Raw genomic sequence first — 23,921 nt, forward strand, 5'->3', positions numbered from 1 at the left:
GAGGCATGACGAACTCAGGGAGCAAGTCGAGCGAGCCGGGGGCCGTGGCCGAGGCCATGGCGAAGTGCCGGTCGGAGGGCATCGACGTCATCCGCCTCGGCTACTCCGACATCATCGGCACCGACCGCAGCAAGGACCTGCTCGTGAACCGCTTCGAGCGGACGACGGGTCACGGGGTCGCGTTCTGCCGCAGCGTCTACGGCACGACGCCGATGGGCGACGTCGTCGACATCGAGGGTGGGCTCGCCGCCGGCCTGCCGGACATCGTCGCGCGCCCCGACATCGAGACGCTGACGCGCGTGCCGTGGGAGCCGGGCGTCGCACACGTCATCGCCGACGTCTTCAACCCCGACGGCTCGCCGTCAGCCGAGAGCCCGCGCTACGTGCTGAAGAACGTCATCGAGAAGTTCTCCTCGATCGCCGGCACGCCGATCTGCGGGCCCGAGCTCGAGTTCTACGTGCTGCAGGAGGACGAGAACTCCGATTCCGGCTGGTCGCGCTACGGCGAGATGAGCGGCAACGTCTACGTCAGCGGCCTGCGTGGTGACCCGGAGAACGTGCTGCTGCAGACGCTGCGTCAACTCGGCGAGTACGACATCGAGGTCGTCGCCGCGAACCACGAGTTCTCGAGCGGCCAGTTCGAGATCAACCTGTGGCACTCCGACGCGATGGACGCCTCCGACCGCGCGTTCCGCTTCAAGGCCGCCGTCAAGGAGATGGCGCGGGCGCGCGGCAAGCTCGCGACGTTCATGGCGAAGCCGTTCAACGACGAGGGTGGTTCCGGTTTCCACCTGCACTTCTCGACGCAGGACGCCGACGGCAACCACCTGTTCGACGACCCGAACGGCGAGCACGGCCTGTCGAAGGTCGCGCACCACGCGATCGGCGGCATCCTCAAGCATGCGCCGGCGCTGACGGCGCTCGCGAACCCGACGATCAACTCGTACAAGCGGTTCGGGCCCGACACGCTCGCGCCGTGGCTCATCGACTGGGGCCTCGACAACCGCAGCGCGATGGTGCGCATCCCACCGGAGCGCGGCTCCGCGTCGCGTCTCGAACTGCGCCTCGGCGACGCGTCGGCCAACCCGTACCTGCTGACGGCGGCGACGCTGGCCGCTGCCTACCTCGGCATCCGCGACGAGATCGACTCCGGCGAGCCGCTCGTCGGCTACGGCTACGACCCGGAACGTTCGCCGATGCTGCCGTCGTCGCTGTGCGCCGCACTCGACGCGCTCGAGGCAGACACCGAGATGCGTGAGGTGTTCGGCGAGCAGTTCGTCGCGACGTTCCTCGCCTACAAGCGCAACGAGATCGAGCGCTTCAACAGCTTCATCACCGACTGGGAGTTCCGCGAGTACACCTACCACCTGTGATCGCGCCCGCGACCAGGCGCTTCGCGCACCCTTCCCGATTTTCCTGCTGAACGAGGAGAGACGACATGACCATCATCGACCAGGGCGCAGCTCCCGAGGCCGACGCCGCGTTCGACGTCGCCGACGTCGACTTGTCCAACATCGACCGCTTCCGCGACAACGAGGGATGGGCGCAGTTCGACGCGCTGCGTCACGCCGACCCGGTGCACTGGACGGAGGAGAGCGACGGCAAGGGCTTCTGGGCCGTCACGAAGTACGACGACATCTGGGTCGTCGACAAGGATTCCGAGACGTTCACGTCGGAGCAGTTCGTCAACCTCGAGGACGTCGACGACGACCTCATGGATTTCCGCCGCTCCATCCTCGAGACGGACGGCGCCCGTCACGCCGCGCTGCGCAAGCTCATCCAGCGCGAGTTCTCGCCGCGCAACCTGCTGAAGAACTACGAGGCGTTCCTGCGCGAGCTGACGAAGAACACCGTCGACGAGGCGAAGAAGGCGTCGCCGAACGGCGAGTTCGACTTCGTCGAGAAGATCTCCGCGGACTTCCCGATCCAGGTGCTCGCGCGTCTGCTCGACGTGCCGCGTGAGCACACGGGCCAGCTCATCCAGTGGGGCAACGAGATGGTCGCGAACACCGACCCCGATTACACCGAGCACCTGCTCGACTCGCCTGAGTCGGAGAAGTACCGTCACTTGCCGTTCCGTTCGCCGACGGTTCAGGACGTGTGGGACTACGGCCGCGACCTGCGCGACAAGCGCGTCGGTGGCGACGGCAAGGACCTCGTCTCGATCCTCGCGAACAAGATGCCCGAGGACGGGGTTCCGCTCACCGACCAGGACTTCAACAACTACTTCTCGCTGCTCGTCATCGCCGGCAACGAGACGACGCGTCACGCGATCAGCCAGATCATGCTCGGCCTCATCGCGCAGCCCGATCAGTTCGAGGCGATGAAGGACGATGCGTCGCTCATCGAGTCGGGCCTCGAGGAGCTGCTGCGCTGGGCGTCGCCCGTCTACCACTTCCGTCGGACGGCGACGAGGGATGTCGAGCTCGGCGGCAAGCAGATCAAGGCCGGCGACAAGGTCGTCATGTGGTTCGCGTCCGGCAACCGTGACGAGGACGTCTTCCCCGAGCCGTACAAGATCGACGTGACGCGCAAGAACGTCGATCACATGACGTTCGGCAAGGGCTCACCGCACCTGTGTCTCGGCAACAACCTCGCGCGCCTCGAGATCCGTCTGCTGCTCGAGGAGCTGCTGCCGCGCATCGACTCGATCGAGCTTGCCGGCGACGTCAAGCGCGTGCGCTCGAACTTCGTCAACGGGGTGAAGAAGCTCCCGGTTCGTGTTCAGTGGGCCAACTGACGCGGCGAATGACGCACGGTGGCGGGTAACTCACGGATTGGCGCGGAACTTCGCGCCTACCCGTGAGTTACCCGCCTCGCTGCGTGGGCAGCGGCGAACGCGAAGTCGACGTGGTCGGTCGGTTCGCGCGGCCGCCCAAAGCGTCAGTCCTCGACGATGACGAGCAGGCCCTTGTCGGCGATGACGGCGTCGAGGCTGACGCCTGTGAGGTCGCCGACTGCCTTCTTGAGCGTCTTCTCGGGATCACCGTCAATGACGGACGTCGGCTCTCCCTCGACGGGCTCGCCGTCCTCGGCGGTGATCTGCGCGTCGTCGAGCGACAGCATGCGGCTCGACTCGCCGGCGTCGATGATGAGCAGCCACGTCTTCGAGCCGCCCGCGAAGACGGCGGTGACGGCTTCGTCGGCGATGTCCGGGATGAGGTCGGGCTGCAGCATCAGCTCGTAGCCGACGAGGACGACGGCGTCGCGCTCGTCGTTCGTGCGCGCCGTGAAGGCGCCGACGTAACCGGCCGGCAGGGCGTTCGAGATGGCTTCCTCACCCGTGACGTAGTCGGTCGTCGCGTCGAGGATGCCGCTGGGAAGCTCGTCGATCGTCATGCCGGGAAGGACGGCGAACGCCGTGTTCATAGCCATGCCCCCAGCCTACGGGGCGTGCGATAGAACGACATGACCCGGCGCGGGGTGATTCACCCTCCGCCCGAATCTTCGACCCGCTCGCATACGGCGTCTTGCCGTGGTGCCGGCACGCAGCGCGGGTGTCCCGCGCCGGGGTGCCATCGCGGGGTGCGCTGCGCGGCCTCAGGCCATGGCGCCGCGTGAGGAAATCGGTCGAACGGTGGCCACGAACCGCCCTACGATCGGGTATGGACACCAGCCCAGACCCTCTGCAGCGCCTGAGCAAGCACCTCGCGGCGCGCCGGCGTGACGACATCGAGGGGCGCCCGGTCGTCATCCTCGCCCCCGTCCTGGCAAGCGCGACCCGTCACGTCGTGCAGGCCCGCGAGAACGGTGCCGCGCGCATCCTCGTGATCACGTGGGGCGACGGCACCGGCCCGCTGCCCGAGCCAGATCGGATCACGGTTCACCGCTTGGCGATGAGCCCGGTGCGTGACGTGGTCGATGAGGTACGCGCCTGGCAGCACCTTCTGCGGGAGTCGGACGACGGGGTGGGCGCGGTGCTCGACGCGTTCGACCCCGAGGCGAGGGCTGTCGTCATCGTCGCGCTCGCTCTCGGCGCTGATTCGTTCTACGAGCGACGCACCTACGGCGCGCGCAGCGAGACGCAGGAGCGGTTGGAAGACAAGACGCTCAGCCGCGAGCTGTGGGAGGCGGCAGGCGTCCCGCATGCGCCCGAAGAGGTCGTCCCAGCACGCCTCGACGAGGTGCGAGGGGCCGCCGCGCGTCTCGATCGCGGTGTCGGAACGGTCTGGTCGGCCGACGCGAGCGAGGGTCTCAACGGTGGCGCGGTGCTGGTGCGGCACGTCACGGACGACGGCGCGGCCGCATACGAAGCGCTCGCGCCCCATGCCGAGCGGCTGCGTCTCATGCCCTACCTCGAAGGTGTGCCCTGCTCCATCCACGGTCAGGTCGCTGACGACGGCGTCGCCGTCCTCCGGCCGGTGGAACTCGTGATGCTGCAGCCCCACGGCAGCGATCGCTTTCGTCAGGCGGGCATCTCTTCGTGGTGGGATCCGGCGCCGGCTGATCGCGATCAGATGCGCGCCACCGCCCGCGCTGTCGGCGAAGTGCTCGCGCGGCGCCATCACTACCGCGGCTCCTTCGGCATCGACGGCATCCTCACCGCTGAGGGTTTCATCCCCCATGAGCTCAATCCGCGTCACAGCGGCGGCATCTCAACGCTCGGCAAGGGCCTCGAGCGGTTCTCGTTGCTCGACACGCACCAGCACTTGCTCATCCACGGCACGCTGCCTCTGGCGATGACGCAGTTCGAAGACCTCGTTGTCGAGGCGTGCGACGCGGCGCGAATCGGCTCTGCCTACCTGGCGACGGAGGCCGTGCAGGCCGCAAAGACGACCACCGTTCATGTCTGCGGTCACCCGGGGCCCGACGCGCTCGTCACCGATGACGTGCGTGGCGCGCTCCAGGTCGTCGACGACGAGGCCGGGGCGACGGGGCAGCTCGAGATCGGGCCGGCGTCGATGGGTGCGCTCGTGCGTTTCACTCCCCTCGCCATCGAGCCGGGTGAACGACTGGCACCCTGGGCGCTCGCGGCCTATGAACTGGCTGACCGCCTGTGGGGCACCGGATATGGCGACCTCGTCGCTCAACCGCAGGTGCGCTGACAGAAAGGCACTGTTCGTCCCGGCGGCGCGTACCTCGGAGCGCACGGTCTCGAGGCGTCGGCCCGGGTGTTCGCGGCGGCTATCCAGGACGCAGGTGAGTCACGAAGTGCAGGGTGAGTCGCTTCCACATGACTCACCGTGCACTTCGTGACTCACCTGGCCGTACGCGCGTGTGACGGGCCCGGCGATGCGTCAGATGCCCGGCTCGGCGACCTCTTCGTCGGGCAGGGGAGCGTCGCGTTCGGCCGTGGCGGCCTGTCGGGCGAGGGCCTCGGCAGCCGCGTGGATCTGGTCGATGACGGGTTCGGTCTCGGGCTTCATCGTCACGCTGCGCAGAATGCGCGCGCCGACGAGGGGTTCGCCCTCCTGCGCCGACCCGGCGCTGCGCTCATCGATGACGTGCCCGCGCGCGGCCATGTCGTCGGCGTCCACCTGATACGTCGCGACGAACAGCGACTCGTCGCGCGGGGCATTCATGCCGGCGGTGAGGATCGCGCCGGAGCGACGGTCGATGTCGGTGAGCGAGTCGCCGATCGGGAAGTAGCTGACGATGTCGAGGTCCGGCTCCTGGTACAGCTCGAACACGTCGGACGCGCGCAACTTCTCGGCCCACGCAAGCGCAGCGCGACGCCCCGGCGCGACGACCTCACCCATGCCCTCACGCGTCAACGGCAGCAGCTGCAGCGTCATCCACAACGCGGCCGCCGACGCACCGGAGCGCGAGCACTCGAGCGAGATCTCGCCCATGTGGATGTCGTCGCCCGTCGTGAAGTACGTGTACGGCGAGGTGTGGTCGTAGAAGTTCGCGACGTTCGGATCCCTGAAGATCACCGCGCCGCAGCCGTACGGCTGAAGGCCGTGCTTGTGCGGGTCGATGACTACGGAGTCGGCCTCGTCGATCGCGCGGAACGCCGCCGCCACCTCGGGCGCGAGCAGGGAGTCGTCGTCGGCGAGGAGACGGAAGAACCCACCGTACGCGGCGTCGACGTGGACGCGGACGCCGTACTTGCGGCACAGCGGAATCGCCTTGTCGATCGGATCGACGGCCCCCAAGCCCGTCGTCCCGGCCGTCATGACGACGGTGCCGATGCCGCCGCCCTTGAGGAACCACTCGAGCGCGTCAAGATCCATGCGTCCGCGGCTGTCGGTCGGGATCGACACCGACGGCACGTTGAGCAGGTGGCTCATGCGCCCATGCGTGTAGTGCGCGTCAGCGCTGTGCGCGATCGCCTTGCGCGGATGCGTCTCACGCGCGACGAACAGCGCCTCCAGGTTCGCGACGGTGCCCGACGTCGTCAGGTGGCCGAGGTGGCAGAGTCGGTTCCCGTCACCACATTCCTCTGGCTCGTCTCGGCTGCTCGCTCCGGGCCGCGCTTCGCTCGTGTCCTCACTCGCAGTTCGACGAGCGGTGCACCCGAACATGCGCGCAATCTCATCGACCGCCTCGACCTCCATGCGCGTCGTCGCGGCGCCGGCGTCGAGGTCGTGGTTGTTGGGGTTGATGAGCATCGTCGTGAGATACCCGACGACGGCCGCCGGGTGCGGCGGCTTCAACATCTGGCCGACGTAGCGAGGGTGGAAGAACGGGTAGTTGACGCTCAGACGCGACGTCAGTTCGTCGAATGCCGCCTTGAACTGCGCGTGGTCGACGGTCTGCGCCGGATGCGGGGTGGAAGGGCCGTACTCGTTCATCCACTCCGTGATGAATCGCGTTGCCTCGCCGAGGTATTCGGTCAGCTGCGGCATCGCGTCGGCCGACAGCCCGGGCACGCCAGCAGCAGCTGTGGCGCCGTCAGGCGGGGTGATCGTCATGGTCGTCTCCGATGCTCGCGCGTGATGTCAGGCAGTGGTGCCCTGCACATTCTGTGACGTGGGCCACGTGAAATAGACGAGATGGGGCTAGGCTCCTCGATACCTGTTCTCACTCTCTGCCATGCCTTCTGGGCATGGCCTCATCGGAAGGTCGCCCGTCGTGGAGTTGCGAGTGCTGCGCTACTTCGTCGCGGTCGCCGACGCCGGATCGGTGACGGCGGGGTCCGCGGCGTCGCACGTCAGCCAGCCTGCGGTTTCGCGGCAGTTGCGGGCGCTCGAGCGCGAGCTGGGGGTCGAGTTGCTCGTCCGTTCCGAGGGTGGGGTGCGGCTGACAGCGGCCGGGGCCGAACTGCTCGTGCTGGCCCGCGGCCTGCTCGAACGGGAGGCGACGCTCAAGCGCACCGCGGCATTTCTCGCGTCCGGGAGGCTCACGTCGTTGACGATCGCCGCGCCGAGCACGACGCTCAGCGACGTCATCGCACCGTTCCTCGCGGCGGGCCCGGCGCGGGGTGCGTTGGCGCCGGAGGTCAACGTCGTCAGCCGTTCGACGAGTGAGGTCTTCGCGGCGCTCGGGGAGGGCGCGGACATCGTCGTCGCACCGGCCGCTCCGCCGCCGGAGGTGGCGTCGATGCTGATCGCCGAGTTGCCGGTGCGGGCGTACGTCGGCGCCCGCGGCGTGCTCGACGGTGAGGGCGCCGAACGTGACCGCTCGGTGAGTCTCGAGGCGCTCGCACGTGTCGACCCGCTCGTCATGCTGCCGGGCCGACACCCCGTCAGCCAGGTGTTGACGCGCGCGTTCGCCGAGGCGGGCCTCACGCCACAGCACGTGCAGGAGGTCGACTCGCCGGAAGCCGCCCAGGCGCTCGCGGCCTCGGGGCGCGGCGTCGCGGTGCTGACGAACGACACCCGGTTCGGACTCATCCCGCGCCGCGTGAGTGACGCCGACGGTTCGGTGCTGACGATGCCGCTGCACGCCGCGTGGACGCCGACGCATCACGCCGTCGACGAGATCGCCGCCCTCGCCGCCGAGCTGCGTGACTTCTGTGCGCGGCTCTACCGCGACGACCTCACGTCCTGAAAGGCGCGTCCGCCTATCGGGCGTGAACATCGCCCGAGAACGCGTCGACCGTGATGCGGATCCGGGCAACGTTGACGCCCGCGTCAGTCGAGGCTGTCGAAATGCTCCGCGCTCCAGCCGACAAGGGGGTCGAGGTCGTCTCCTACGTCGGTCTCTTCGAGAACTCGGGCGTCAGCCGGCGCCATGTGGCGCCGAACCTCGCGTTCGAATAGGTCAGCGCTCATCAGCTCGCGGCGACCTGCTCCAGGAACCCGTCGACGAGGACGCCGGCGCGGCGGCGGCCTTCGTCATCCCATTCCTTCGCGGCAGCGATCTCGGCGTCGGCGTCGCGCCCGAGGGAGGCGAGCATCTCGCGTCCGCCGTTGTCGCACCAGCCCGTCAGCATCTCGCTGGAGAGTTCGGGATGGAACTGCACGGCGAGGTTCTCGCGCAGCACGAAACCCTGCGACGCCATGTCGTTGCGCGCGAATTCGACGGCGTCCGGCGGCACCTGCCAGCGGTCGTAGTGCCAGGCGAACCACTTGCCACCGGGCACCATGTCCTCGCGTTCGCTGCTCACCTCGACGAACCCGATCTCCGGTTCGGGCGCGCGCCCGACCGAGCCGCCGTGCGTGCGCGCCAGAAGCTGCCCGCCGAAGCAGATGCCGAGGACGGGGACGCCCGCGGTGTCCGCGTCGCGCAGCAGCTGCATCTCGGGCGCCAACCATGAGCCGATCATCTCGTCGTCCCACGCCGACCAGTACGAGCCCATGACGACGAGCGCGTCGAACTCGCGCACGTCGGGAAACTCGACGTCGACGCCCGGGTTCTCGAAATCCTTCTCCGGCACGACCTGGAAGAGCGTCTCCTCGTAACCGCACTCGCGAAAGCGATCCGCGACGGCGCCGGGGGGCGAACAGTGGTCGTGCTGGACGATGAGGACACGCTTGGTCATGACGAACTCCTGGCGGACGGCCCGCACGACGATCGAGGCGTCAGGCGGGGGCGATGGGGCGGCGTGCTCCCACGCTAGGCCAGATCGTTCGCCCCCGAAAGACTTTGCGCCGATGGAATGTTGCCTGGGTCACGCGCCCGTCACGAACATGCGTAGACTGACAACTCGTTCGCACCCGAACAACATCGCGTCCTGCCTCGCCTCCCTGCGTGCAGATGCACCCGGGTGCACGTGCACGCAAGGGGGGCGAGACGGCGCGCTGTGCCCAGTGAAGGAGACAGGCATGGTTTCGGAATCGACTCAGCCCGAGGCGAAGACGCTTCTCGTCGTCGACGGGATCGACGACGCCGCCGACGGCGTCCGCCTCCTGACGCTGCGCGCCGCCGACGGCGCAGACCTGCCCGAGTGGGCCCCCGGAGCGCACCTCGACCTCGTCCTCGGCGGCGTGAGCGACGCCGAGTTGAAGGACGCCGAGCAGGGCGACCTGCCCGAGCACGACCCGTTCGACGAACTCATCCGTCAGTACTCGCTGTGCGGCGACCCGGCCGACCGCAGCCGCTTCCAGGTCGCCGTCCTGCGCGAGAGCGAATCGCGAGGCGGTTCCTCCTACATCCACGAAACGCTGAAGGTCGGCGACGAACTCGTCAGCTACGGCCCACGCAACCACTTCGAACTGCGCAAGGCGCCGACGTACGTCTTCGTCGCGGGCGGCATCGGCATCACCCCGATCCTGACGATGGTGCGCGCCGCGCAGGCGCAGGGCAAGAACTGGCACCTGTACTACCTCGGGCGCAGCGGGGCGACGATGGCCTTCCGCGACGAACTCGCCTCCTTCGGCGACAGGGTGACGTTCTGGCCCAAGGCCGACAAGGGTGCCTTCGACCTCGCTGCCACCCTCGCCGACGCCGACGCTGCGGGCCCCGCGCTCGTCTACTCGTGCGGGCCGGAGCGTCTGCTCGCGGCGATCGAGGACGGGTGCAGGAGCCGCGCCAACCTCGTCGCGCACGTCGAACGCTTCAGCCCCAAGGAGATCGACGACTCGGGCAACACCGAGTTCGACGTCATCCTCGAAGAATCCGACATGCGCCTCACCGTGCCCGCCGACAGGTCGATCTTCGAGGTCGTGCGCGAGGCCGGTGTCAGCGTCCTCGGCTCCTGCCTCGAAGGCATCTGCGGCACCTGCGAGACGGGCGTCATCGCCGGCGAGATCGACCACCGCGACTCCGTGCTCGAGGACGACGAGCGTGAGGAGGGCGACATCATGATGATCTGCGTGAGCCGCTGCAAGGGCAAGGAACTGACGCTCGAGCTCTGACGCTCGATTGTCGATGCTCAGGACCTGACGCGCGGGCCCCTCCTTCTGCGTGCAAGTGCACCTGGGTGCACTTGCACGCAGAAAGAGGAGGGGCTCTGGGAAGTCGCGCGGCTCACAGACCCCCGCTGCGCCTTACTGTCCGGTAACATCAGTCGTTTGGTCAGCGTTTCGCCGAACGTACTCGGCGGTTCTAGAGTTGTTGCATGGCTTTCACGCAGAACACCAACGTGCGTCCGCGCATCCTCGTCGTCGGCGGCGGGTACCTGGGTTTCATCACCACCAAGAAGCTGCTCGCCTCCCTCAAGGACGGCGAAGGTTCGGTGACGGTCGTCGACCCGAACCCCTACATGACGTACCAGCCCTTCCTGCCGGAGGTCGCCGCCGGTTCGATCGAGGCGCGTCACGCGCTCGTGCCGCTGCGCCGTCACCTCAAGGGTGCGGAGATCATCACCGGCAAGGTGACGTCGATCGACCACGCGAACCGCACGGTCAACGTCGACCCCGAGCTCGGTGACGACTTCACGCTCGAGTACGACCACATCGTCATGGCCGCCGGCTCCGTGCCGCGCGCGCTGCCGATCCCCGGCCTCGCCGAGGAGGGCATCGGTTTCAAGACGATCGAGGAAGCCGTCACGCTGCGTGACCACGTCCTCGCGCGCCTCGACGAGGCCGCCGTCCTCACCGATCCCGAGGAGCGCAAGCGTGCGCTGACGTTCGTCTTCGTCGGCGGCGGGTTCGCCGGCATCGAGGCGATCGCCGAGATCCAGGACATGGTGAAGGACGCCATCAAGTACTACACGCGTCTGTCGCCCGAAGACCCGCGCTTCGTGCTCGTCGAGGCCATGAGCCGCGTCATGCCGGAGGTCAGCGAGGAGCAGGCGAAGTGGGTCGTCGCCTCCCTGCGCGAGCGCGGCGTCGACGTCTACCTCGACACGCAGCTCAAGAGCTGCGAGAACAAGCACATCGTCTTGTCGACTGGCGAGGAGTTCGACGCCGACACGATCGTGTGGAACGCGGGCGTCAAGGCCAATCCCGTCCTCGTCGACTCCGACCTGCCGATCGACGACCGCGGCCGTCTCATGGTCGGCACCGACCTGCGTGTGCGTGACGACGAGGGCAACGTCGTCGAGGGCGCCTGGGGTGCCGGCGACAACGCCGCCGTCCCCGATGTCACGGGCATGGGCCCCGGCGGGTTCTGCGTGCCGAACGCCCAGCACGCGCTGCGTCACGCGCCCGTCCTCGCCGCGAACATCCTGACGACGATTCGCGGCGGCGGCGAGATGAAGCAGTACAAGCACAAGACGATCGGCTCCGTCGCCGGGCTCGGCGTCGGCAAGGGCGTCGCCCAGGTCGGCAAGTACGGCCTGCGCGGCCTGCCGGCGTGGATGATGCACCGCGGCTACCACGCGTACGCGATGCCGACACTCGAGCGCAAGGCACGCATCCTCGGCAACTGGGCCGTCGGCATGATGTTCGGCCGCGACGCCACCGCCCTCATGGACCTCGAGACGCCGCGCCACGCGTTCGTCGACGCCGCCAACTCGAAGCCGGCGCCGAAGAAGGAGCCGAAGCACGTCGAGGCCGCCAAGTGAGCTGACGCCCGACGTCGCCATCAGCGCGCGTGGTTCTGCGGTTCTGCCCGCGGAGCACGCGCGCTGTCGTGTGTGATGGGTGGCGCCCCGCCAGCTGGGTGAGGCTGACGGGCGGGCCCGGCCGCAACGGCCGTGTCTGAGTGGCCTGACGTGGAGGGCGCCGGGGCGATGGGTTCCGGCGTCAGGAGCGTCGAGAACGATGAAGGCGCCGCACCCTCGCTGGGGTGCGGCGCCTTCGTCATGGGCGGCGCGATCCGGTCGGTGACGCAGACCGTCGTCGCGGTGAGATCAGTTGCGGTAGTGGCGCCCGTCGGTGGCGCGCTCGTCGACGACACCGTCGACACGGTTGCCGATGACGTCGCCCTCGCCCGCGCGACGACCCTCGGCTGCGCGGTCGGTGCCGACACGCTCCGTGCTGATGTGCTCGGTGGTGCGGTGGTCCTCGGGGTAGCGCTCGACGTCGCGCTGCGCGACGCGCTGGCGGGCCTCGGCGGTCTCGCGCAGATCGTGCTCCTTGTCGCGCTCGGCGGCGAGGCGCTCACGCTCGCGCTCGGCCTCGAGGCGCTGCTTCTCGCTGAGCTGGTGCTCCTTCTTGAGCTCCTTCGTCTCCTTGTGCTGGCGGTACTTGCGCTTCGTGCCGGCGGCGATCAGGCGCGTCGCGGCCCACACGAGCAGCAGCGTCAGGGCGCCGAGGAGGAACACGGTGAGCGGCGTGAGGTTGGCGTCGATGCCGAAACCGTGGAAGTGGACGTCGTTGTTGTTCTCTCCGTTGAGCCCGAAGAGGACCCACAGGACGAGGGCTGCTGCGGCGATGAGCAGCAGGACGGCGAGAGCGAACATGGCAACTCCTTGTGCAGATCTGGCCGATCCGGGCGAGCGTCGCTCCGGATGGTGGGGGCGACGGCGCCGCCCAGCTTGCTGCTCACAGTAGGCGGTTGACGCAGACGGGTACAGCCCCCGCGGGGTGAGGGGGCGTAAGAATAGACCTCGAACGCCCCGTCATGGCTGGAGAGTGTCATGAGGTTGCTCGGGCGCTGCGTGAACCATCTCACACGATGGTCGAGTCTGAGAGCGGCGTGGGCTCGAGGGGTGATGACCAACCGCGGTGTCGGGGTCGTGACCCCAGCGTCGCGCGGTGGAAGGGGGCTGGAGGCGGTCGCTCGTCGCCCCGACGAGCCGTGTCGTCGTCATGAGGAGTGATGGGGTGGCAGGAGCTCTGCCTGGGTGGTGAGGAGTTGTGGCTGTGGCGTCCAAACGCGGCGCATCCGGCTGCTGCGGGCACGGCTTCTAGGATGGCGTGGTGACGACGCCTGCCCATCCCAGTTTTCTCCAGGAGTTCTTCCGCTTCGGCCCGCACGCGGGTGCTCACCGGGTGGCGGCGCGGGCCGGCGTTTCGGTCTTCGTCCCGCTCACTCTGCTGACGGTGACCGGGCACCTCGACTGGTCGGCGTTCGCGGCCTTCGGGGCATTCACGTCCCTCTACGGACGCGCCGCGCCGCATGCGGAACGCACGGCGTTGCAGGTGACGATCGCCGGCGTCCTCGTCATGGCGGTGACGCTCGGATGCGCCGTCGGGCTACTGCCGCATCACCAGTGGTGGCTCATCGCCGCCGGTGCGCTCGTCGCCGCGGCGGCGTCGTTGTTGTCGGACGCCTTCCGCTGGCACCCGCCGGGGCCGTTGTTCGTCGTGTTCGCGTTCACCGTCTGCGCGACGCTGCCCGCGGCGGCGTCGAACGTCGCCGTCGGCTTTTTCGTCTCCGCGGCGTCGGCTGCGTTCTCGGTGCTCATCGGACGTGTCGGCCTGTTGCGCGAGACGGGGGAACGTCGTTGGATTCCGTTGCCGCGGGCCAGGATCCGTGAGGCGTGGCAGGCTGAGGGGACGCGCGTGCACCTCGCCCGGTTCGTCATCGCGGTGGGCGCGGCGGGCGTCGTCGGCAAGCTGATCGGGACGCAGTACGGCGGCTCGCATCCCTATTGGGCGATGGTTGCCGCCGTCGCGGGATTGTCCGGCGCGACGCACCGGGCGCGCATGATCCGCGGTGGTCAACGGTTCGTCGGCACGCTGTTCGGCGTGCTCGCGGCGGCCGCCATCCTGCCGTGGCACCCCCAGGGTTTCGCGGCGGTGCTCGTCATCGCGGCGCTGCAGGTGAGCGCCGAACTGCTCGTGGGCCGCAACTACGCGCTCGCGCTGCTGTGCATCACGCCGCTCGCGCTGATGATGGGGCAGATCGTGCACGAGGTGCGCGTCGGGCCGCTACTCGTCGACCGCGCGGTCGAGACGCTCATCGGCTGCGGCGTCGCCCTCGTCGTCCTGCTGGTCGTGCGCGACCCCGCGCACTGACGGTGCCTGGGGCGGGCGGAGCCGAATGTGGACGAAGATCGCAGATGGGTGAGGTGCATCGCCGTCAGAAGGGGCGATAGGGCGGTTTGGGGCGTTTCGCCGGCTTCGACAGTTCTCGGGCGTTGTCGGGGATGCGGACGTGGCTGATGTCGCCGAAGTAGCGTTCGCGCTGCTGCCGTTCGATGCGGGTGTTGATGATGAGCAGGAACGCGACGATCGCGACCATGAGCACACCGGAGACGATCATGAGCAACACTGCGGCCAGCATGTGCTTTCCTCCCTCGTCCCGTCGCTCCTCCCAGGGTAGTCGCGCCGGCCCTGATGCGGCGAGGCATGCGCCCCTCCCGTCGAGAGCGCTCGTTGCTGAAGACAGTGAGGAGCGGACGTGGCTCGTCGAAGTGCGGGAACGGGGCGAGCGGGCAGGGACGAAGGGCCCGGACGCGTCTTGCCCCATCGGAGGCTTCGACGCGGCAAGCTGGTGATGTCGAGAACGGCACGAGGACACGCCCGCCCGAAGGAGACCACCATGCCCGACTTCCAGGCCGACCACGACGTCATCAACGCCCTCGCCGAGGACGAGTGCTGGGCGTTCCTGGCGCAGCACGCGTTCGGGCGACTGGCATACACGCTCGTCGGTGAGGCGCAGATCGTCCCGATCAACTACGTCAGCGACGCGGGAGCGATCTTCTTCCGCACGGCCGAGGGCAGCAAACTGCTCGGGGTGACGATGAACTCCGACGTCGCGTTCGAGGTCGACGACCTCAACGGCAGTGGACGGTTCGGCGACGGCGAGGCGTCGAGCGTCATCGTCCGAGGACGCGCTGAGGTGCTCGAGGGCGCCGAAAAGGCTCGTGCGGAACAGTTGCCGCTGCGCCCCTGGGTGCCGACGGAGAAACACACGATCGTCCGCATCACCGTGAACGAGATCACCGGCCGACGTTTCCAGCTCTCCAAGCCCTGGCGCCACATGCAACCCTGACCCCCTGCGATTTCCGTCCACGGCCAGCGGGCGTCGACCGCGAACGGTTCTGTGTCGGTGTCTATCGTTCAGGTCGGTGTCTACCGTTCAGACGGGCGTCCGAGCGTCGTCACGCGACGGCCGCGGCGCACGAGCATACCGCCGGGAAACCGTTCGACGGCGACGCGGGACGTGCGCCGCACCGGCGCCGTCGGCCTGCCGGACGTGTCGGTCGGAAACGTCCAGAACAGGCGTGCCTCGGCGAGTTCGAGGTCGGCGGCGAGGGGGAGCTCGCCGCGTCGGCGCAACCATTGCGCGAACGCGTGACCGTCAGCGCGCGAGCCACGCGTCGGACGCTCGCGAGCGAACTCGGCGAACAACGGGTGCAATCGCGCGCCGAGTGACGCGATGAGGATCGGCCACACGAACTGCAGCTCGTTCGCTCGCTTGCGCAGCAGCGCTCGCCGCGCGACGTCGAGGTGACGGGCGTCGAAGCCTGCCGGGACGCACGCCAACCCCGTCAACGCTGCCACGATCTGCGCCTGGCGTGCGGCGAGATCAGCGTGTTCATCCGACGCAGAATCCATGGGGGACGCGGCCTCCGTCCTGCCGTCGAACTCGTGGGGGCGGCCCCCCTCGTCGGCCAATTCGGGCGCGGACGTCGAACTGTCGCTGTGCCCGGCCGGCGACGATGCGCGGTGGATCGTCATTGCGCGGCCGTGACGCGCGGCATGCCGGCGGCGTCGGCGATGGCGTCGAGCTCCGTGAGCAACTCCTCGGCGGGCGGGTAGTCGCCGTCGCGTTCGAGCATCGCGGCCGGGAATGTCGTGCGTCTCGAGAGCTCCGAGATGAGGTGCAGCACTTCGGGGTTCACCGCGGCCGCATGCGTGTCGTGGTAGATCCCGTCGTTCTCGACCCCACCCGCGACGTGCATGTACGCGAGCCGTTCGAGGGGCATCGCGAGGGGCGTCTCGAGCGGATTGCCCCCGTGATTGCGGGCGTTGGCGTAGACGTTCGCGATGTCGAGCAGCAGCAGCGCGTCGGTGCGTTCGATGATCTCGGTGACGAACTGTGCCTCGCTCATCTCGTCCTCGGGGTAGGTGAAGAGCGCCGCGACGCATTCGAGCGCGAGCGGGACGTCGAGCTCGGCCTGGACGCTGCGGACGTTTCGCACCATCACGTCGACGGCGGCGCGCGTGCGCGGCAGCGGCGTCAGGTGGCCGACCTCGAAACCACCCGCCCGCACGAACGAGATGTGCTCACTGACGAGCGGCGCGCCCGTGATGGCGGCCGTCCCGACGAAGTGCGCGACGCGATCGACGTCGAGGCCCTCGGCGTCACCGAGCCCGAGCTTCACCCCGTGCGGGACGACGGTGACGCCGCGCTCGCGCAGCTGCCTCAGGGCTGGCGGCATGCCGTGCATGACGGATTCGGCGACCACTTCGACCCACGTCAACCCAGGTTGGGCGGCGAGGACGTCCGCGATCTCGGGGCGCCATCCGATGCCGACGCCCGCAGGCATCGACGTGGCCGGTGCGGGCCGTGTTGCGTCGGACGTCGTGATGCTCATGTCTCGCATGATGCCGCACCGACAGGTGTGGCGTGACGTCACCTGCTCGACTCTCGTGCATCTGCTCGAGGTATATGACGCACATTCCTCGGACAGATGTGTCTTTCTCGCGCAGCTGTGGCTCCGGCCCGCCGTACTCGCGACGATTCGTGGTCACCTCCCCTCCGCCAGGACCGGCGAAACACCCGCGAAACATCACCTCGCTAACCTCCTGCCATGCATCTGACGCCCGCCGACACCGAGAAGCTGCTCTTGTCCGTCGCGGGAATGGTGGCGCGTGATCGACTCGAGCGCGGCGTGCTGCTCAATCACCCCGAGTCCGTCGCGCTGCTGTCGACGTGGGTCATCGAACGTGCCCGCGAGGGTCGCAGTGTCGAAGAGTTGATGAGCGCCGGACGCGAGGTGTTGACACGTGAGCAGGTGATGCCGGGCGTCGCCGAGATGATCCCCGACATTCAGGTCGAGGCCACCTTTTCCGATGGCCGCAAGCTCGTCACCCTCCATCACCCGATCGCCTGAAGGAACGAGCCATGACAGCGAACTCAGGCCGTCGGCCGCAGGACGCAGCCGACGACCCAGCAACCCCCGGGGCCACGAGCGCTCCTGGCGCCATCCGCGTCGCCCCGGGGCACATCTCGCTCAACACCGATCGTTCAGTGAACGAACGGCTGCGCGTCGTCGTCGAGAACACGGGCGACCGGCCGATACAGATCGGCTCGCACCTGCATCTGCCCGATGCCAACGCGGCGCTCGCATTCGACCGCGAGCTGACGCAGGGCTACCGCCTCGACATCCCGAGCGGCACGTCGGTGCGCTTCGAACCGGGCGTCAGCCGCGAGGTGGCGCTCGTCGCGTTGCGGGGCGAGCGGCGTGTGCCGGGGCTGCAGATCCGCGACACGGCCGCGTCTTTCGGAGACACTTCGCAGGCTGACGCAGGTGGGGCCGACGAGTCACACGACGACCTCGGGCCCGGTGTTACGGTCCCGCACGGAACGACGTCCCACCCCGAGGTGCCGGCTGTCCGCCCACGGCCGTCCGAACCGACGACCATCACACGTGACGCGTACGCCGCGCTCTACGGTCCGACGACGGGTGACCAGATTCGTCTCGGCGACACCGACCTGTGGATCGAGGTCGAGCACGACCACACCGTCGGCGGCGAGGAAGCCGTCTTCGGTGGGGGCAAGTCGATCCGCGAGTCGATGGCGCAGGGCCTCACGACCCGCGCGGGCGGGGCGCTCGACACCGTCATCACGAACGTCGTCGTCCTCGACCACTGGGGTGTGGTGCGCGCCGACGTCGGCATCCGTGACGGGCGCATCGTCGCGCTGGGCCGCTCCGGCAACCCCGATGTCGCGGACGGCGTGCACCCGGATCTCCACATCGGCCCGGGCACCGACGTCATCGCGGGGGAGGGCAAGATCCTCACCGCCGGTGGCATCGACATGCATGTGCACTTCCTGTCGACGTCGCAGGTGCACGAAGCGCTCGCGACCGGTCTGACGACGCTCGGTGGCGGTGGTACCGGCCCGTCCGAGGGGTCGAAGGCGACGACGGTGACACCCGGTGCCTGGCACCTCGGGCGCGTCCTGCGCGGCTTGGATCACCTGCCCGTCAACCTGCTGCTCATGGGCAAGGGCAACACCGTGAGCGCCGAGGGCCTCGCCGAGCAGGCGCTCGCGGGCGCGGCAGCGTACAAGGTGCACGAGGACTGGGGCGCGACGCCCGCCGCCATCGACGCTGCCCTGCGCGCGGCCGACGAGCACGGGCTGCAGGTGGCGCTGCACAGCGACTCGCTCAACGAAGCCGGTTACGTCGACTCGACGCTGCGCGCCATCGGCGGGCGCAGCATCCACGCCTTCCACACCGAGGGCGCCGGGGGCGGGCACGCGCCCGACATCATGTCGATCGCGTCGCACCCCAATGTCCTGCCCGGTTCGACGAACCCGACGCTGCCGCACACCGTCAACACGGTCGCCGAGCACCTCGACATGCTCATCGTGTGTCATCACCTCAACCCGGCGGTGGCGGAAGATCTCGCGTTCGCCGAATCGCGCATCCGGGCGACGACGATCGCCGCCGAAGATCTGCTCCACGACATCGGCGCGTTGTCGATGACGAGCTCCGATGCTCAGGCGATGGGTCGCATCGGTGAGGTCATCACGCGCACCTGGCAGGTCGCGCACGTCATGAAGTCACGCTATGGCTCGCTCGGCGAGACGCTGCCGGCCGACAACGAACGTGCCCGTCGGTACGTCGCGAAGTACACGATCAACCCGGCGGCCGCGCACGGCATCGACCATCTCGTCGGGTCGATCGAGCCCGGCAAGCTGGCCGACCTCGTGCTGTGGGAGCCCAAGTTCTTCGGCGTGCGGCCGTCCGTCGTCCTCAAGTCGGGTGCCATCGTGTGGGCTGCCCTCGGCGACCCGAACGCGTCGATCCCGACGCCACAGCCCGTGCTGATGCGCCCGGCGCTCGTGGCGGACGACGCTGCGTCGCTCGCGGTGTCATTCGTGTCGCCGGCGGCTGCAGAGAATGGTCTGCGGGAGTCGCTCGGGTTGCGGCGGGAGGTGGAAGCCGTGCGGCCGACACGCGAGGTGACGAAGGCCGACATGATCAACAACTCGGCGACACCGCGCATCGACATCGATCCCGAGACGTTCGCCATCGCCGTCGACGGTGAGCTCGTCACCCCGCAGCCGGCGACGGAACTGCCGCTCGCGCAGCGGTATTCGCTCTTCTGATCGCCATGTCCTGCTGCGGCTCAGCTCCCACGTCCGACGTCCGGCGTGCAGATGCACCCGGGTGCAGCTGCACGCAGGGGCGGGGCGGTGGCGTCATGAGGCCCGACGCGGCGACGGACGGTGTGGGGATGGCGAGCCTGCTGCTCGCTGATTCGAGGCTGCCTGTTGGCGGCTACACCGCCTCAGGTGGTCTCGAACCGGCGTTGCTCGGGGGATTGCCGGTGCACGAGGTGCCCGCCTTCATCGCGATGCGCCTCGCGACGGTGGCACGCGTCGAGGCGGGAACGGCCGTCGTCGCGTCCGCCGCCGTCCGTCATCTGCGTGCAGGTGCACCCGGGTGCACCTGCACGCAAGGCGGGGATGCCGCCACGGCCGAGCCCGTGCCCGTGCCCGAGCCCGCGTTCGCGTCCGAGGACGTCGCGTGGGCCTGGGCGGCCCGCAACCCCGTCGCGGCGGTGCGTGATTCGTCGATCGCCCAGGGGCGGGCGATGTTGCGCCTCGTGCACCGGCTGCGTCCTGACGGCCCCGCGGCACAGTGGCTCGAGGGGTTGCCCCGCCCGCTCACCGCCCGCGCCGCCGTCCTCGGCGCTTTCGCCGGCGAGCTGGGCCTCGACGGTGCGTCCGTCGCCCGCGTCGTCGGATATGACGACGTCCAGAGTGTCACCGCCGCCGCGTTGAAGCTCGAACCGCTCGACCCTGTGGATGCCGTGGCCTGGACGCTCGATTCGGCGTCCCATCTCGACGACCTCGTCGCGGCCTGCGCCGACCTGGTCGCGCCGTACGACATCCCAGCCCATTCCGCACCCCAGCTCGAGGCGTGGCATGCCGCTCACGCCGCCACCGAGAGGAAGTTGTTCCGTGTCTGAGATCGCCATGACCTCGCGCCCCGGCAGTGAAGCCACCGCCACGTCCGGCATCGATACGCCCGCCGCCGCCGGACAGGGCGCGACGACGTCCCAGAAGATCACGGTCGGCGTCGATTCGCGCCGTGACGCGGCATCGAATCCATCGCGCCCCATGCGGCTCGGGGTGGCCGGTCCGGTCGGTACGGGCAAGAGTTCGCTCATCGGCATGCTGTGCCGCGAACTCGGCGAGGAGATCTCGCTCGGTGTCATCACGAACGACATCTACACCGACGAAGACGCCCAGATGCTCAGGGCCGCAGGCGTTCTCGACGTCGATCGCATTCGCGCCGTCGAGACCGGGGCATGCCCGCACACCGCGATCCGTGATGACGTCAGCGCCAACCTCGTCGCCGTCGAGGATCTCGCAGCCGACCATCCTGACGTCGAGCTCGTCCTCGTCGAATCGGGCGGCGACAACCTGACGGCGACGTTCTCGCCGGCCCTCGCCGACGCGCAGATCTTCGTCCTCGACGTCGCCGGCGGCGGTGACGTCGTCCGCAAGGGCGGGCCGGGTATCGCACGCGCCGACCTGCTCGTCGTCAACAAGACAGACCTTGCGCCGCATGTCGGGGTCGACGCCGCACTCATGGAGCAGCAGGGCCGTGAGGCTCGTGACGGACGCCCTGTCATCGCGCTGTCGCGCACGGATGCGGCCTCCGTCGAGCGATTGACGGCCTGGGTGCGCGAGGTGCTCGCGGCCTACCAAGGCGGCGGGCACGTCGCGCAGGATCCGGGTCCGATGGCGCCGCATGTCCACGCCGACAGCGAGGGTGAGCACACGCATGACGGCGTCACTCACACGCACTGAGCGACGCGAGCCGTGCGCGGCCTGGGGGCCGAAACACCACATGGCGCCTGGCCGGGTTTCAGTCCTCGCGGAGCAGGAGGCGCGAGCGTGGGCTCCCCGGCCGGCCGGTGGTGAGCGATGAAGCTCCACGTCGAACGAGGCGCCGCGGGCTCAGCCGTTCGGGTCCGTACCCGCTCGAGCCTGCTTGCGCCGCGCATCCTGCGGGTGACGCCGACGTCCGCGCGCGTCGCCCTCGTCGCGACGACGGCTCTGCTGCTCGCGGGTGACGAGGCCGAACTCGACATCGTCGTCGGTGACGGTGTCGCACTCGAGATCGTCGAGGTCGCGGCGACGGTCGCCTACGCCGGGCGTGGGGGAGCGTGTTCCTGGTCGGCGAATCTGAGCGTGGCGGAGGGGGCGTCGCTTCGCTGGCCCGGGGAGCCGTTCGTCGTCGCCACCGACGCCCGCGCCACCCGGACGACTCGTGCGGACATCGCCGACGGTGGGTCGCTCATGCTGCGCGACACCCTCGTCCTCGGCCGCCATGGTGAGGCGGGCGGCGAACTCGTCGCTCGCACGGACATCTCTCATGCGGGGCGCCCGGCGCTCGTCGAGGAGTTTCGCCTCGCAGCCGACGACGACGCGCCCGGCATCCGCGGCGGGCGCCGCGTCGTCGATCAGGTGACGACGCTCGGCGCGGCCGCCATCCTGCAGCGGGCGCCGGGGGCACTGACGCGGGCAGACGCCGCAAAGCCGGCAGCCGCCGCGCCGGAGTCAACGCGCCCGGACTCGACGATGCTGGGCTCGGCGCCGGTGGGTCATGACCTCCCGGTAGGCGTCACGCGCCTCGACCTCTTCGCGCCTGGACGCATCGAACGCTGGCTGGGTGACGACGTCCACCTCAGCCCCTTACGGTGCTGACGGCGGGTCGCCGACGCGTCCGGCCCGCCGACGCCTCGTCCAGTCGCGATGTTGCCCGCTTTTCGCGGCGCGGGTGACCGAAAACGCGGGCAACATCGGGGTAGGGGGCTTAACTCTCGTGAAACATCGTCACGCGTCCGTCGAAACATCGGCTGCCTAGATTCCTGCGTACCGAATGGCGATACCGCCACCTCGGTTGTCGAAACGCAGGACGAGAGCAGAGGGGCGCACAGCATGGCGACGTCGCAACTGGAACCACTGGTCGACGAGCGGGCCACCGCGTCCGCCGTCGGGACCGCGAAGGCGAGGAGCGAGACGCTGGAGGACTACACGCTGCGGTTCGCGCCGCGCAGTTATCGGCGCTGGGCCCCAGGCATCGTCGCGACGTCGGCGCTCGGTGGGATCGCCTACCTCGCCGACTTCTCGATCGGCGCCAACATCGGCATCCAGCACGGCACGACGAACGCGATTCTCGGCATCCTCGTCGCGGCCGCCATCATCTTCGTGACGGGTGTGCCCCTCGCCTACTACGCGGCGCGCTACAACCTCGATCTCGACCTCATCACGCGCGGCAAGGGCTTCGGCTACTACGGCTCGGTGCTGACGAACGTCATCTTCGCGAGCTTCACCTTCATCTTCTTCGCGCTCGAGGGCTCGATCATGGCGCAGGGGCTCAAGCTGGGGCTCGGGGTGCCGCTGTGGGCGGGTTACCTCGTCAGCAGTCTCATGGTCATACCGCTCGTCGTGTATGGAATGAAGGCACTGAGCAAGTTGCAGGTGTGGACGACGCCGCTGTGGTTGCTGCTCATGGGTGTTCCGCTCGTCTATCTCGTTCAGGCGCACCCCGGCTCGGTCGACACCTTCCTCGACTACAAGGGCGCGCATGGTGGGGGCGTCAGCTTCAGCGCCGTCATGCTCGCTGCAGGTGTCTGCCTCTCGCTCATCGCGCAGATAGCCGAGCAGATCGACTACCTGCGCTTCATGCCCGCGAAGACCCCGGAGAACTCGCGACGCTGGTGGACGGCCGTCATCGTCGCCGGCCCCGGCTGGGTCTTCTTCGGTGCACTCAAGCAGATGATCGGGCTGTTCCTCGCCGTCTACCTCATCGCCAACGTCGCGGGCGGTGCGTCGATCGCCAACGAGCCCGTGCACCAGTTCCTTTCGGCGTACGAGCAGATGATGCCCCACTGGCTCGCGATGACGCTCGCCGTCGTGCTCGTCGTCATCAGCCAGATCAAGATCAACGTGACGAACGCGTACTCCGGCTCGCTCGCGTGGACGAACTCGTTCACCCGCGTGACGAAGCACTACCCCGGCCGCATGGTGTTCGTGCTGTTCAACGTGACGATCGCCCTCGTCATGATGGAGGCGAACATGTTCGACTTCCTCAACGACATCCTGGGCTTCTACGCAAACCTTGCCATCGCGTGGATCGTGACCGTCGCGAGCGACATCATCGTCAACACCTATCTGTTGAAGCTCTCGCCGAAGACTCCCGAATTCCGCCGGGGCATGCTGTACGCGATCAACCCGGTCGGGTTCGTCTCCGTCATCGTCGCGGGGGGCCTGTCGATCGTGGCCTTCTTCGGCGGCCTCGGCAGTGGGTTGCAGCCGTACTCGCCGATCATCGCCGTCGTGCTCTCCGTCGTTCTGCCGCCCGTCATCGCCGTCGCGACGAAGGGTCGCTACTACCTGCGCCGCGACACCGACGGGCTGGCGCACGAGATGTTCGACGAGCACGGCAACCCGTCGGCGGCCGAGATCGACTGCGAGGCCTGCGGCGACGTGTTCGAACGCCCCGACATGCTGGCCTCCGCGACGGGTGACGGTGCTGTCTGCTCGCTGTGCGTCGCGACCGACCGCGACGGTAAGCACGTACTGCCGGCACGGTGACGTGTGGCTTCCGGCGGATGGCTGAC

21 protein-coding genes and 1 pseudogene are annotated in these 23,921 nt (G+C 68.7%); 15 read left to right on the plus strand and 7 right to left on the minus strand.

Annotation, left to right across the window (positions count from 1 at the left end):
- Positions 1-5: 5 nt before the first annotated feature.
- A complete protein-coding gene (locus EDC82_RS01170; RefSeq protein WP_200829264.1) occupies positions 6-1,373 on the plus strand; it encodes a glutamine synthetase family protein in 1,368 nt (455 codons plus the stop codon).
- Positions 1,374-1,438: 65 nt separating this feature from the next.
- Positions 1,439-2,740, plus strand: a complete 1,302-nt coding sequence (locus EDC82_RS01175) for a cytochrome P450 (RefSeq protein WP_131940317.1) — start codon at positions 1,439-1,441, stop codon at positions 2,738-2,740.
- Positions 2,741-2,883: 143 nt separating this feature from the next.
- On the opposite strand, the gene EDC82_RS01180 is transcribed toward EDC82_RS01175, so the two are convergent.
- Positions 2,884-3,375 carry a hypothetical protein gene (locus EDC82_RS01180; protein WP_131940319.1) on the minus strand — a complete coding sequence of 164 codons (492 nt, stop codon included), beginning with the start codon at positions 3,373-3,375 and terminating at the stop codon, positions 2,884-2,886.
- A 230-nt stretch (positions 3,376-3,605) separates the two neighbouring features.
- On the opposite strand from EDC82_RS01180, the gene EDC82_RS01185 reads away from it, so the two are divergent.
- Positions 3,606-5,045 carry a hypothetical protein gene (locus tag EDC82_RS01185; RefSeq protein WP_074045882.1) on the plus strand — a complete coding sequence of 480 codons (1,440 nt, stop codon included), beginning with the start codon at positions 3,606-3,608 and terminating at the stop codon, positions 5,043-5,045.
- Positions 5,046-5,237: 192 nt separating this feature from the next.
- On the opposite strand, the gene EDC82_RS01190 is transcribed toward EDC82_RS01185, so the two are convergent.
- Entirely contained in the window at positions 5,238-6,857 is a 1,620-nt protein-coding gene (locus tag EDC82_RS01190) for an aminotransferase class V-fold PLP-dependent enzyme (protein WP_131940321.1), read from the minus strand.
- A gap of 160 nt (positions 6,858-7,017) precedes the next feature.
- Between EDC82_RS01190 and EDC82_RS01195 the strand changes: the two genes are divergently transcribed.
- Positions 7,018-7,935 (plus strand): LysR family transcriptional regulator, encoded by a 918-nt coding sequence (locus tag EDC82_RS01195; protein ID WP_160126166.1) that lies wholly within the window; start codon positions 7,018-7,020, stop codon positions 7,933-7,935.
- Positions 7,936-8,158: 223 nt separating this feature from the next.
- Here the strand turns inward: EDC82_RS01195 and EDC82_RS01200 are convergent, their stop codons facing one another.
- Positions 8,159-8,869, minus strand: coding sequence for a type 1 glutamine amidotransferase (locus EDC82_RS01200; RefSeq protein WP_131940325.1), 711 nt, complete (start codon positions 8,867-8,869; stop codon positions 8,159-8,161).
- Positions 8,870-9,152: 283 nt separating this feature from the next.
- Here EDC82_RS01200 and EDC82_RS01205 point away from each other — a divergent pair, with 283 nt between their 5' ends.
- Both EDC82_RS01205 and EDC82_RS01210 read left to right on the plus strand, forming a co-directional pair.
- Positions 9,153-10,184: a PDR/VanB family oxidoreductase gene (locus tag EDC82_RS01205; protein ID WP_062256231.1), complete on the plus strand. Its 1,032-nt coding sequence runs from the start codon at positions 9,153-9,155 to the stop codon at positions 10,182-10,184.
- A gap of 203 nt (positions 10,185-10,387) precedes the next feature.
- Positions 10,388-11,776, plus strand: coding sequence for an NAD(P)/FAD-dependent oxidoreductase (locus tag EDC82_RS01210; protein ID WP_006947068.1), 1,389 nt, complete (start codon positions 10,388-10,390; stop codon positions 11,774-11,776).
- 288 nt (positions 11,777-12,064) lie between these two features.
- Here EDC82_RS01210 and EDC82_RS01215 read toward each other — a convergent pair whose 3' ends face one another.
- Complete coding sequence (locus EDC82_RS01215) at positions 12,065-12,616, minus strand: hypothetical protein (protein WP_062256229.1); 552 nt, start codon at positions 12,614-12,616, stop codon at positions 12,065-12,067.
- A 460-nt stretch (positions 12,617-13,076) separates the two neighbouring features.
- Between EDC82_RS01215 and EDC82_RS01220 the strand changes: the two genes are divergently transcribed.
- Entirely contained in the window at positions 13,077-14,117 is a 1,041-nt protein-coding gene (locus EDC82_RS01220) for an FUSC family protein (RefSeq protein WP_131940328.1), read from the plus strand.
- Positions 14,118-14,181: 64 nt separating this feature from the next.
- Here EDC82_RS01220 and EDC82_RS01225 read toward each other — a convergent pair whose 3' ends face one another.
- Complete coding sequence (locus EDC82_RS01225; protein ID WP_006947152.1) at positions 14,182-14,385, minus strand: hypothetical protein; 204 nt, start codon at positions 14,383-14,385, stop codon at positions 14,182-14,184.
- A 258-nt stretch (positions 14,386-14,643) separates the two neighbouring features.
- Between EDC82_RS01225 and EDC82_RS01230 the strand changes: the two genes are divergently transcribed.
- A complete protein-coding gene (locus EDC82_RS01230; RefSeq protein WP_131940330.1) occupies positions 14,644-15,096 on the plus strand; it encodes a pyridoxamine 5'-phosphate oxidase family protein in 453 nt (150 codons plus the stop codon).
- 80 nt (positions 15,097-15,176) lie between these two features.
- On the opposite strand, the gene EDC82_RS01235 is transcribed toward EDC82_RS01230, so the two are convergent.
- Entirely contained in the window at positions 15,177-15,785 is a 609-nt protein-coding gene (locus EDC82_RS01235) for a hypothetical protein (protein WP_131940332.1), read from the minus strand.
- A complete protein-coding gene (locus EDC82_RS01240; RefSeq protein ID WP_131940334.1) occupies positions 15,782-16,645 on the minus strand; it encodes a DUF692 domain-containing protein in 864 nt (287 codons plus the stop codon). The genes EDC82_RS01235 and EDC82_RS01240 overlap by 4 nt, the downstream gene beginning before the upstream one ends.
- A gap of 216 nt (positions 16,646-16,861) precedes the next feature.
- Here EDC82_RS01240 and EDC82_RS01245 point away from each other — a divergent pair, with 216 nt between their 5' ends.
- The 7 genes and pseudogenes from EDC82_RS01245 to EDC82_RS01270 all read left to right on the plus strand — a co-directional run bounded on the left by EDC82_RS01245 (position 16,862) and on the right by EDC82_RS01270 (position 23,895).
- Entirely contained in the window at positions 16,862-17,164 is a 303-nt protein-coding gene (locus EDC82_RS01245) for an urease subunit gamma (protein ID WP_038566517.1), read from the plus strand.
- Positions 17,165-17,175: 11 nt separating this feature from the next.
- Positions 17,176-17,472, plus strand: a pseudogene (gene ureB / locus EDC82_RS14815) (urease subunit beta); the annotation flags it as partial.
- 183 nt (positions 17,473-17,655) lie between these two features.
- Positions 17,656-19,389 (plus strand): urease subunit alpha, encoded by a 1,734-nt coding sequence (locus EDC82_RS01250; protein ID WP_370447740.1) that lies wholly within the window; start codon positions 17,656-17,658, stop codon positions 19,387-19,389.
- A gap of 95 nt (positions 19,390-19,484) precedes the next feature.
- Entirely contained in the window at positions 19,485-20,255 is a 771-nt protein-coding gene (locus EDC82_RS01255; protein ID WP_074040953.1) for an urease accessory protein UreF, read from the plus strand.
- A 151-nt stretch (positions 20,256-20,406) separates the two neighbouring features.
- The gene (gene ureG / locus EDC82_RS01260) at positions 20,407-21,102 is read left to right on the plus strand and encodes an urease accessory protein UreG (protein ID WP_040015085.1); all 696 of its coding nucleotides are present in this window, start codon (positions 20,407-20,409) and stop codon (positions 21,100-21,102) included.
- Positions 21,103-21,219: 117 nt separating this feature from the next.
- Complete coding sequence (locus EDC82_RS01265; RefSeq protein ID WP_074045887.1) at positions 21,220-22,002, plus strand: urease accessory protein UreD; 783 nt, start codon at positions 21,220-21,222, stop codon at positions 22,000-22,002.
- Positions 22,003-22,236: 234 nt separating this feature from the next.
- On the plus strand, positions 22,237-23,895 hold the full coding sequence (locus EDC82_RS01270; protein ID WP_074045888.1) for a cytosine permease: 1,659 nt from the start codon (positions 22,237-22,239) through the stop codon (positions 23,893-23,895).
- Positions 23,896-23,921 lie beyond the last annotated feature (26 nt).

This window comes from Dermacoccus sp. SAI-028 (assembly GCF_004346775.1).
GTDB classification, from domain to species: Bacteria; Actinomycetota; Actinomycetes; order Actinomycetales; family Dermatophilaceae; genus Dermacoccus; species Dermacoccus nishinomiyaensis.

Coding starts and splice junctions, on each gene's coding strand:
- EDC82_RS01270 (WP_074045888.1), top strand. CDS start 22,237: ATGGCGACGTCGCAACTGGAACCACTGGTCGACGAGCGGGCCACCGCG.
- EDC82_RS01235 (WP_131940332.1), bottom strand. CDS start 15,785: ATGACGATCCACCGCGCATCGTCGCCGGCCGGGCACAGCGACAGTTCG.
- EDC82_RS01170 (WP_200829264.1), top strand. CDS start 6: ATGACGAACTCAGGGAGCAAGTCGAGCGAGCCGGGGGCCGTGGCCGAG.
- EDC82_RS01190 (WP_131940321.1), bottom strand. CDS start 6,857: ATGACGATCACCCCGCCTGACGGCGCCACAGCTGCTGCTGGCGTGCCC.
- EDC82_RS01230 (WP_131940330.1), top strand. CDS start 14,644: ATGCCCGACTTCCAGGCCGACCACGACGTCATCAACGCCCTCGCCGAG.
- EDC82_RS01200 (WP_131940325.1), bottom strand. CDS start 8,869: ATGACCAAGCGTGTCCTCATCGTCCAGCACGACCACTGTTCGCCCCCC.
- EDC82_RS01215 (WP_062256229.1), bottom strand. CDS start 12,616: ATGTTCGCTCTCGCCGTCCTGCTGCTCATCGCCGCAGCAGCCCTCGTC.
- EDC82_RS01240 (WP_131940334.1), bottom strand. CDS start 16,645: ATGAGCATCACGACGTCCGACGCAACACGGCCCGCACCGGCCACGTCG.
- EDC82_RS01180 (WP_131940319.1), bottom strand. CDS start 3,375: ATGGCTATGAACACGGCGTTCGCCGTCCTTCCCGGCATGACGATCGAC.
- EDC82_RS01175 (WP_131940317.1), top strand. CDS start 1,439: ATGACCATCATCGACCAGGGCGCAGCTCCCGAGGCCGACGCCGCGTTC.
- ureG (WP_040015085.1), top strand. CDS start 20,407: ATGCGGCTCGGGGTGGCCGGTCCGGTCGGTACGGGCAAGAGTTCGCTC.
- EDC82_RS01245 (WP_038566517.1), top strand. CDS start 16,862: ATGCATCTGACGCCCGCCGACACCGAGAAGCTGCTCTTGTCCGTCGCG.
- EDC82_RS01205 (WP_062256231.1), top strand. CDS start 9,153: ATGGTTTCGGAATCGACTCAGCCCGAGGCGAAGACGCTTCTCGTCGTC.
- EDC82_RS01265 (WP_074045887.1), top strand. CDS start 21,220: ATGAAGCTCCACGTCGAACGAGGCGCCGCGGGCTCAGCCGTTCGGGTC.
- EDC82_RS01255 (WP_074040953.1), top strand. CDS start 19,485: ATGAGGCCCGACGCGGCGACGGACGGTGTGGGGATGGCGAGCCTGCTG.
- EDC82_RS01210 (WP_006947068.1), top strand. CDS start 10,388: ATGGCTTTCACGCAGAACACCAACGTGCGTCCGCGCATCCTCGTCGTC.
- EDC82_RS01225 (WP_006947152.1), bottom strand. CDS start 14,385: ATGCTGGCCGCAGTGTTGCTCATGATCGTCTCCGGTGTGCTCATGGTC.
- EDC82_RS01185 (WP_074045882.1), top strand. CDS start 3,606: ATGGACACCAGCCCAGACCCTCTGCAGCGCCTGAGCAAGCACCTCGCG.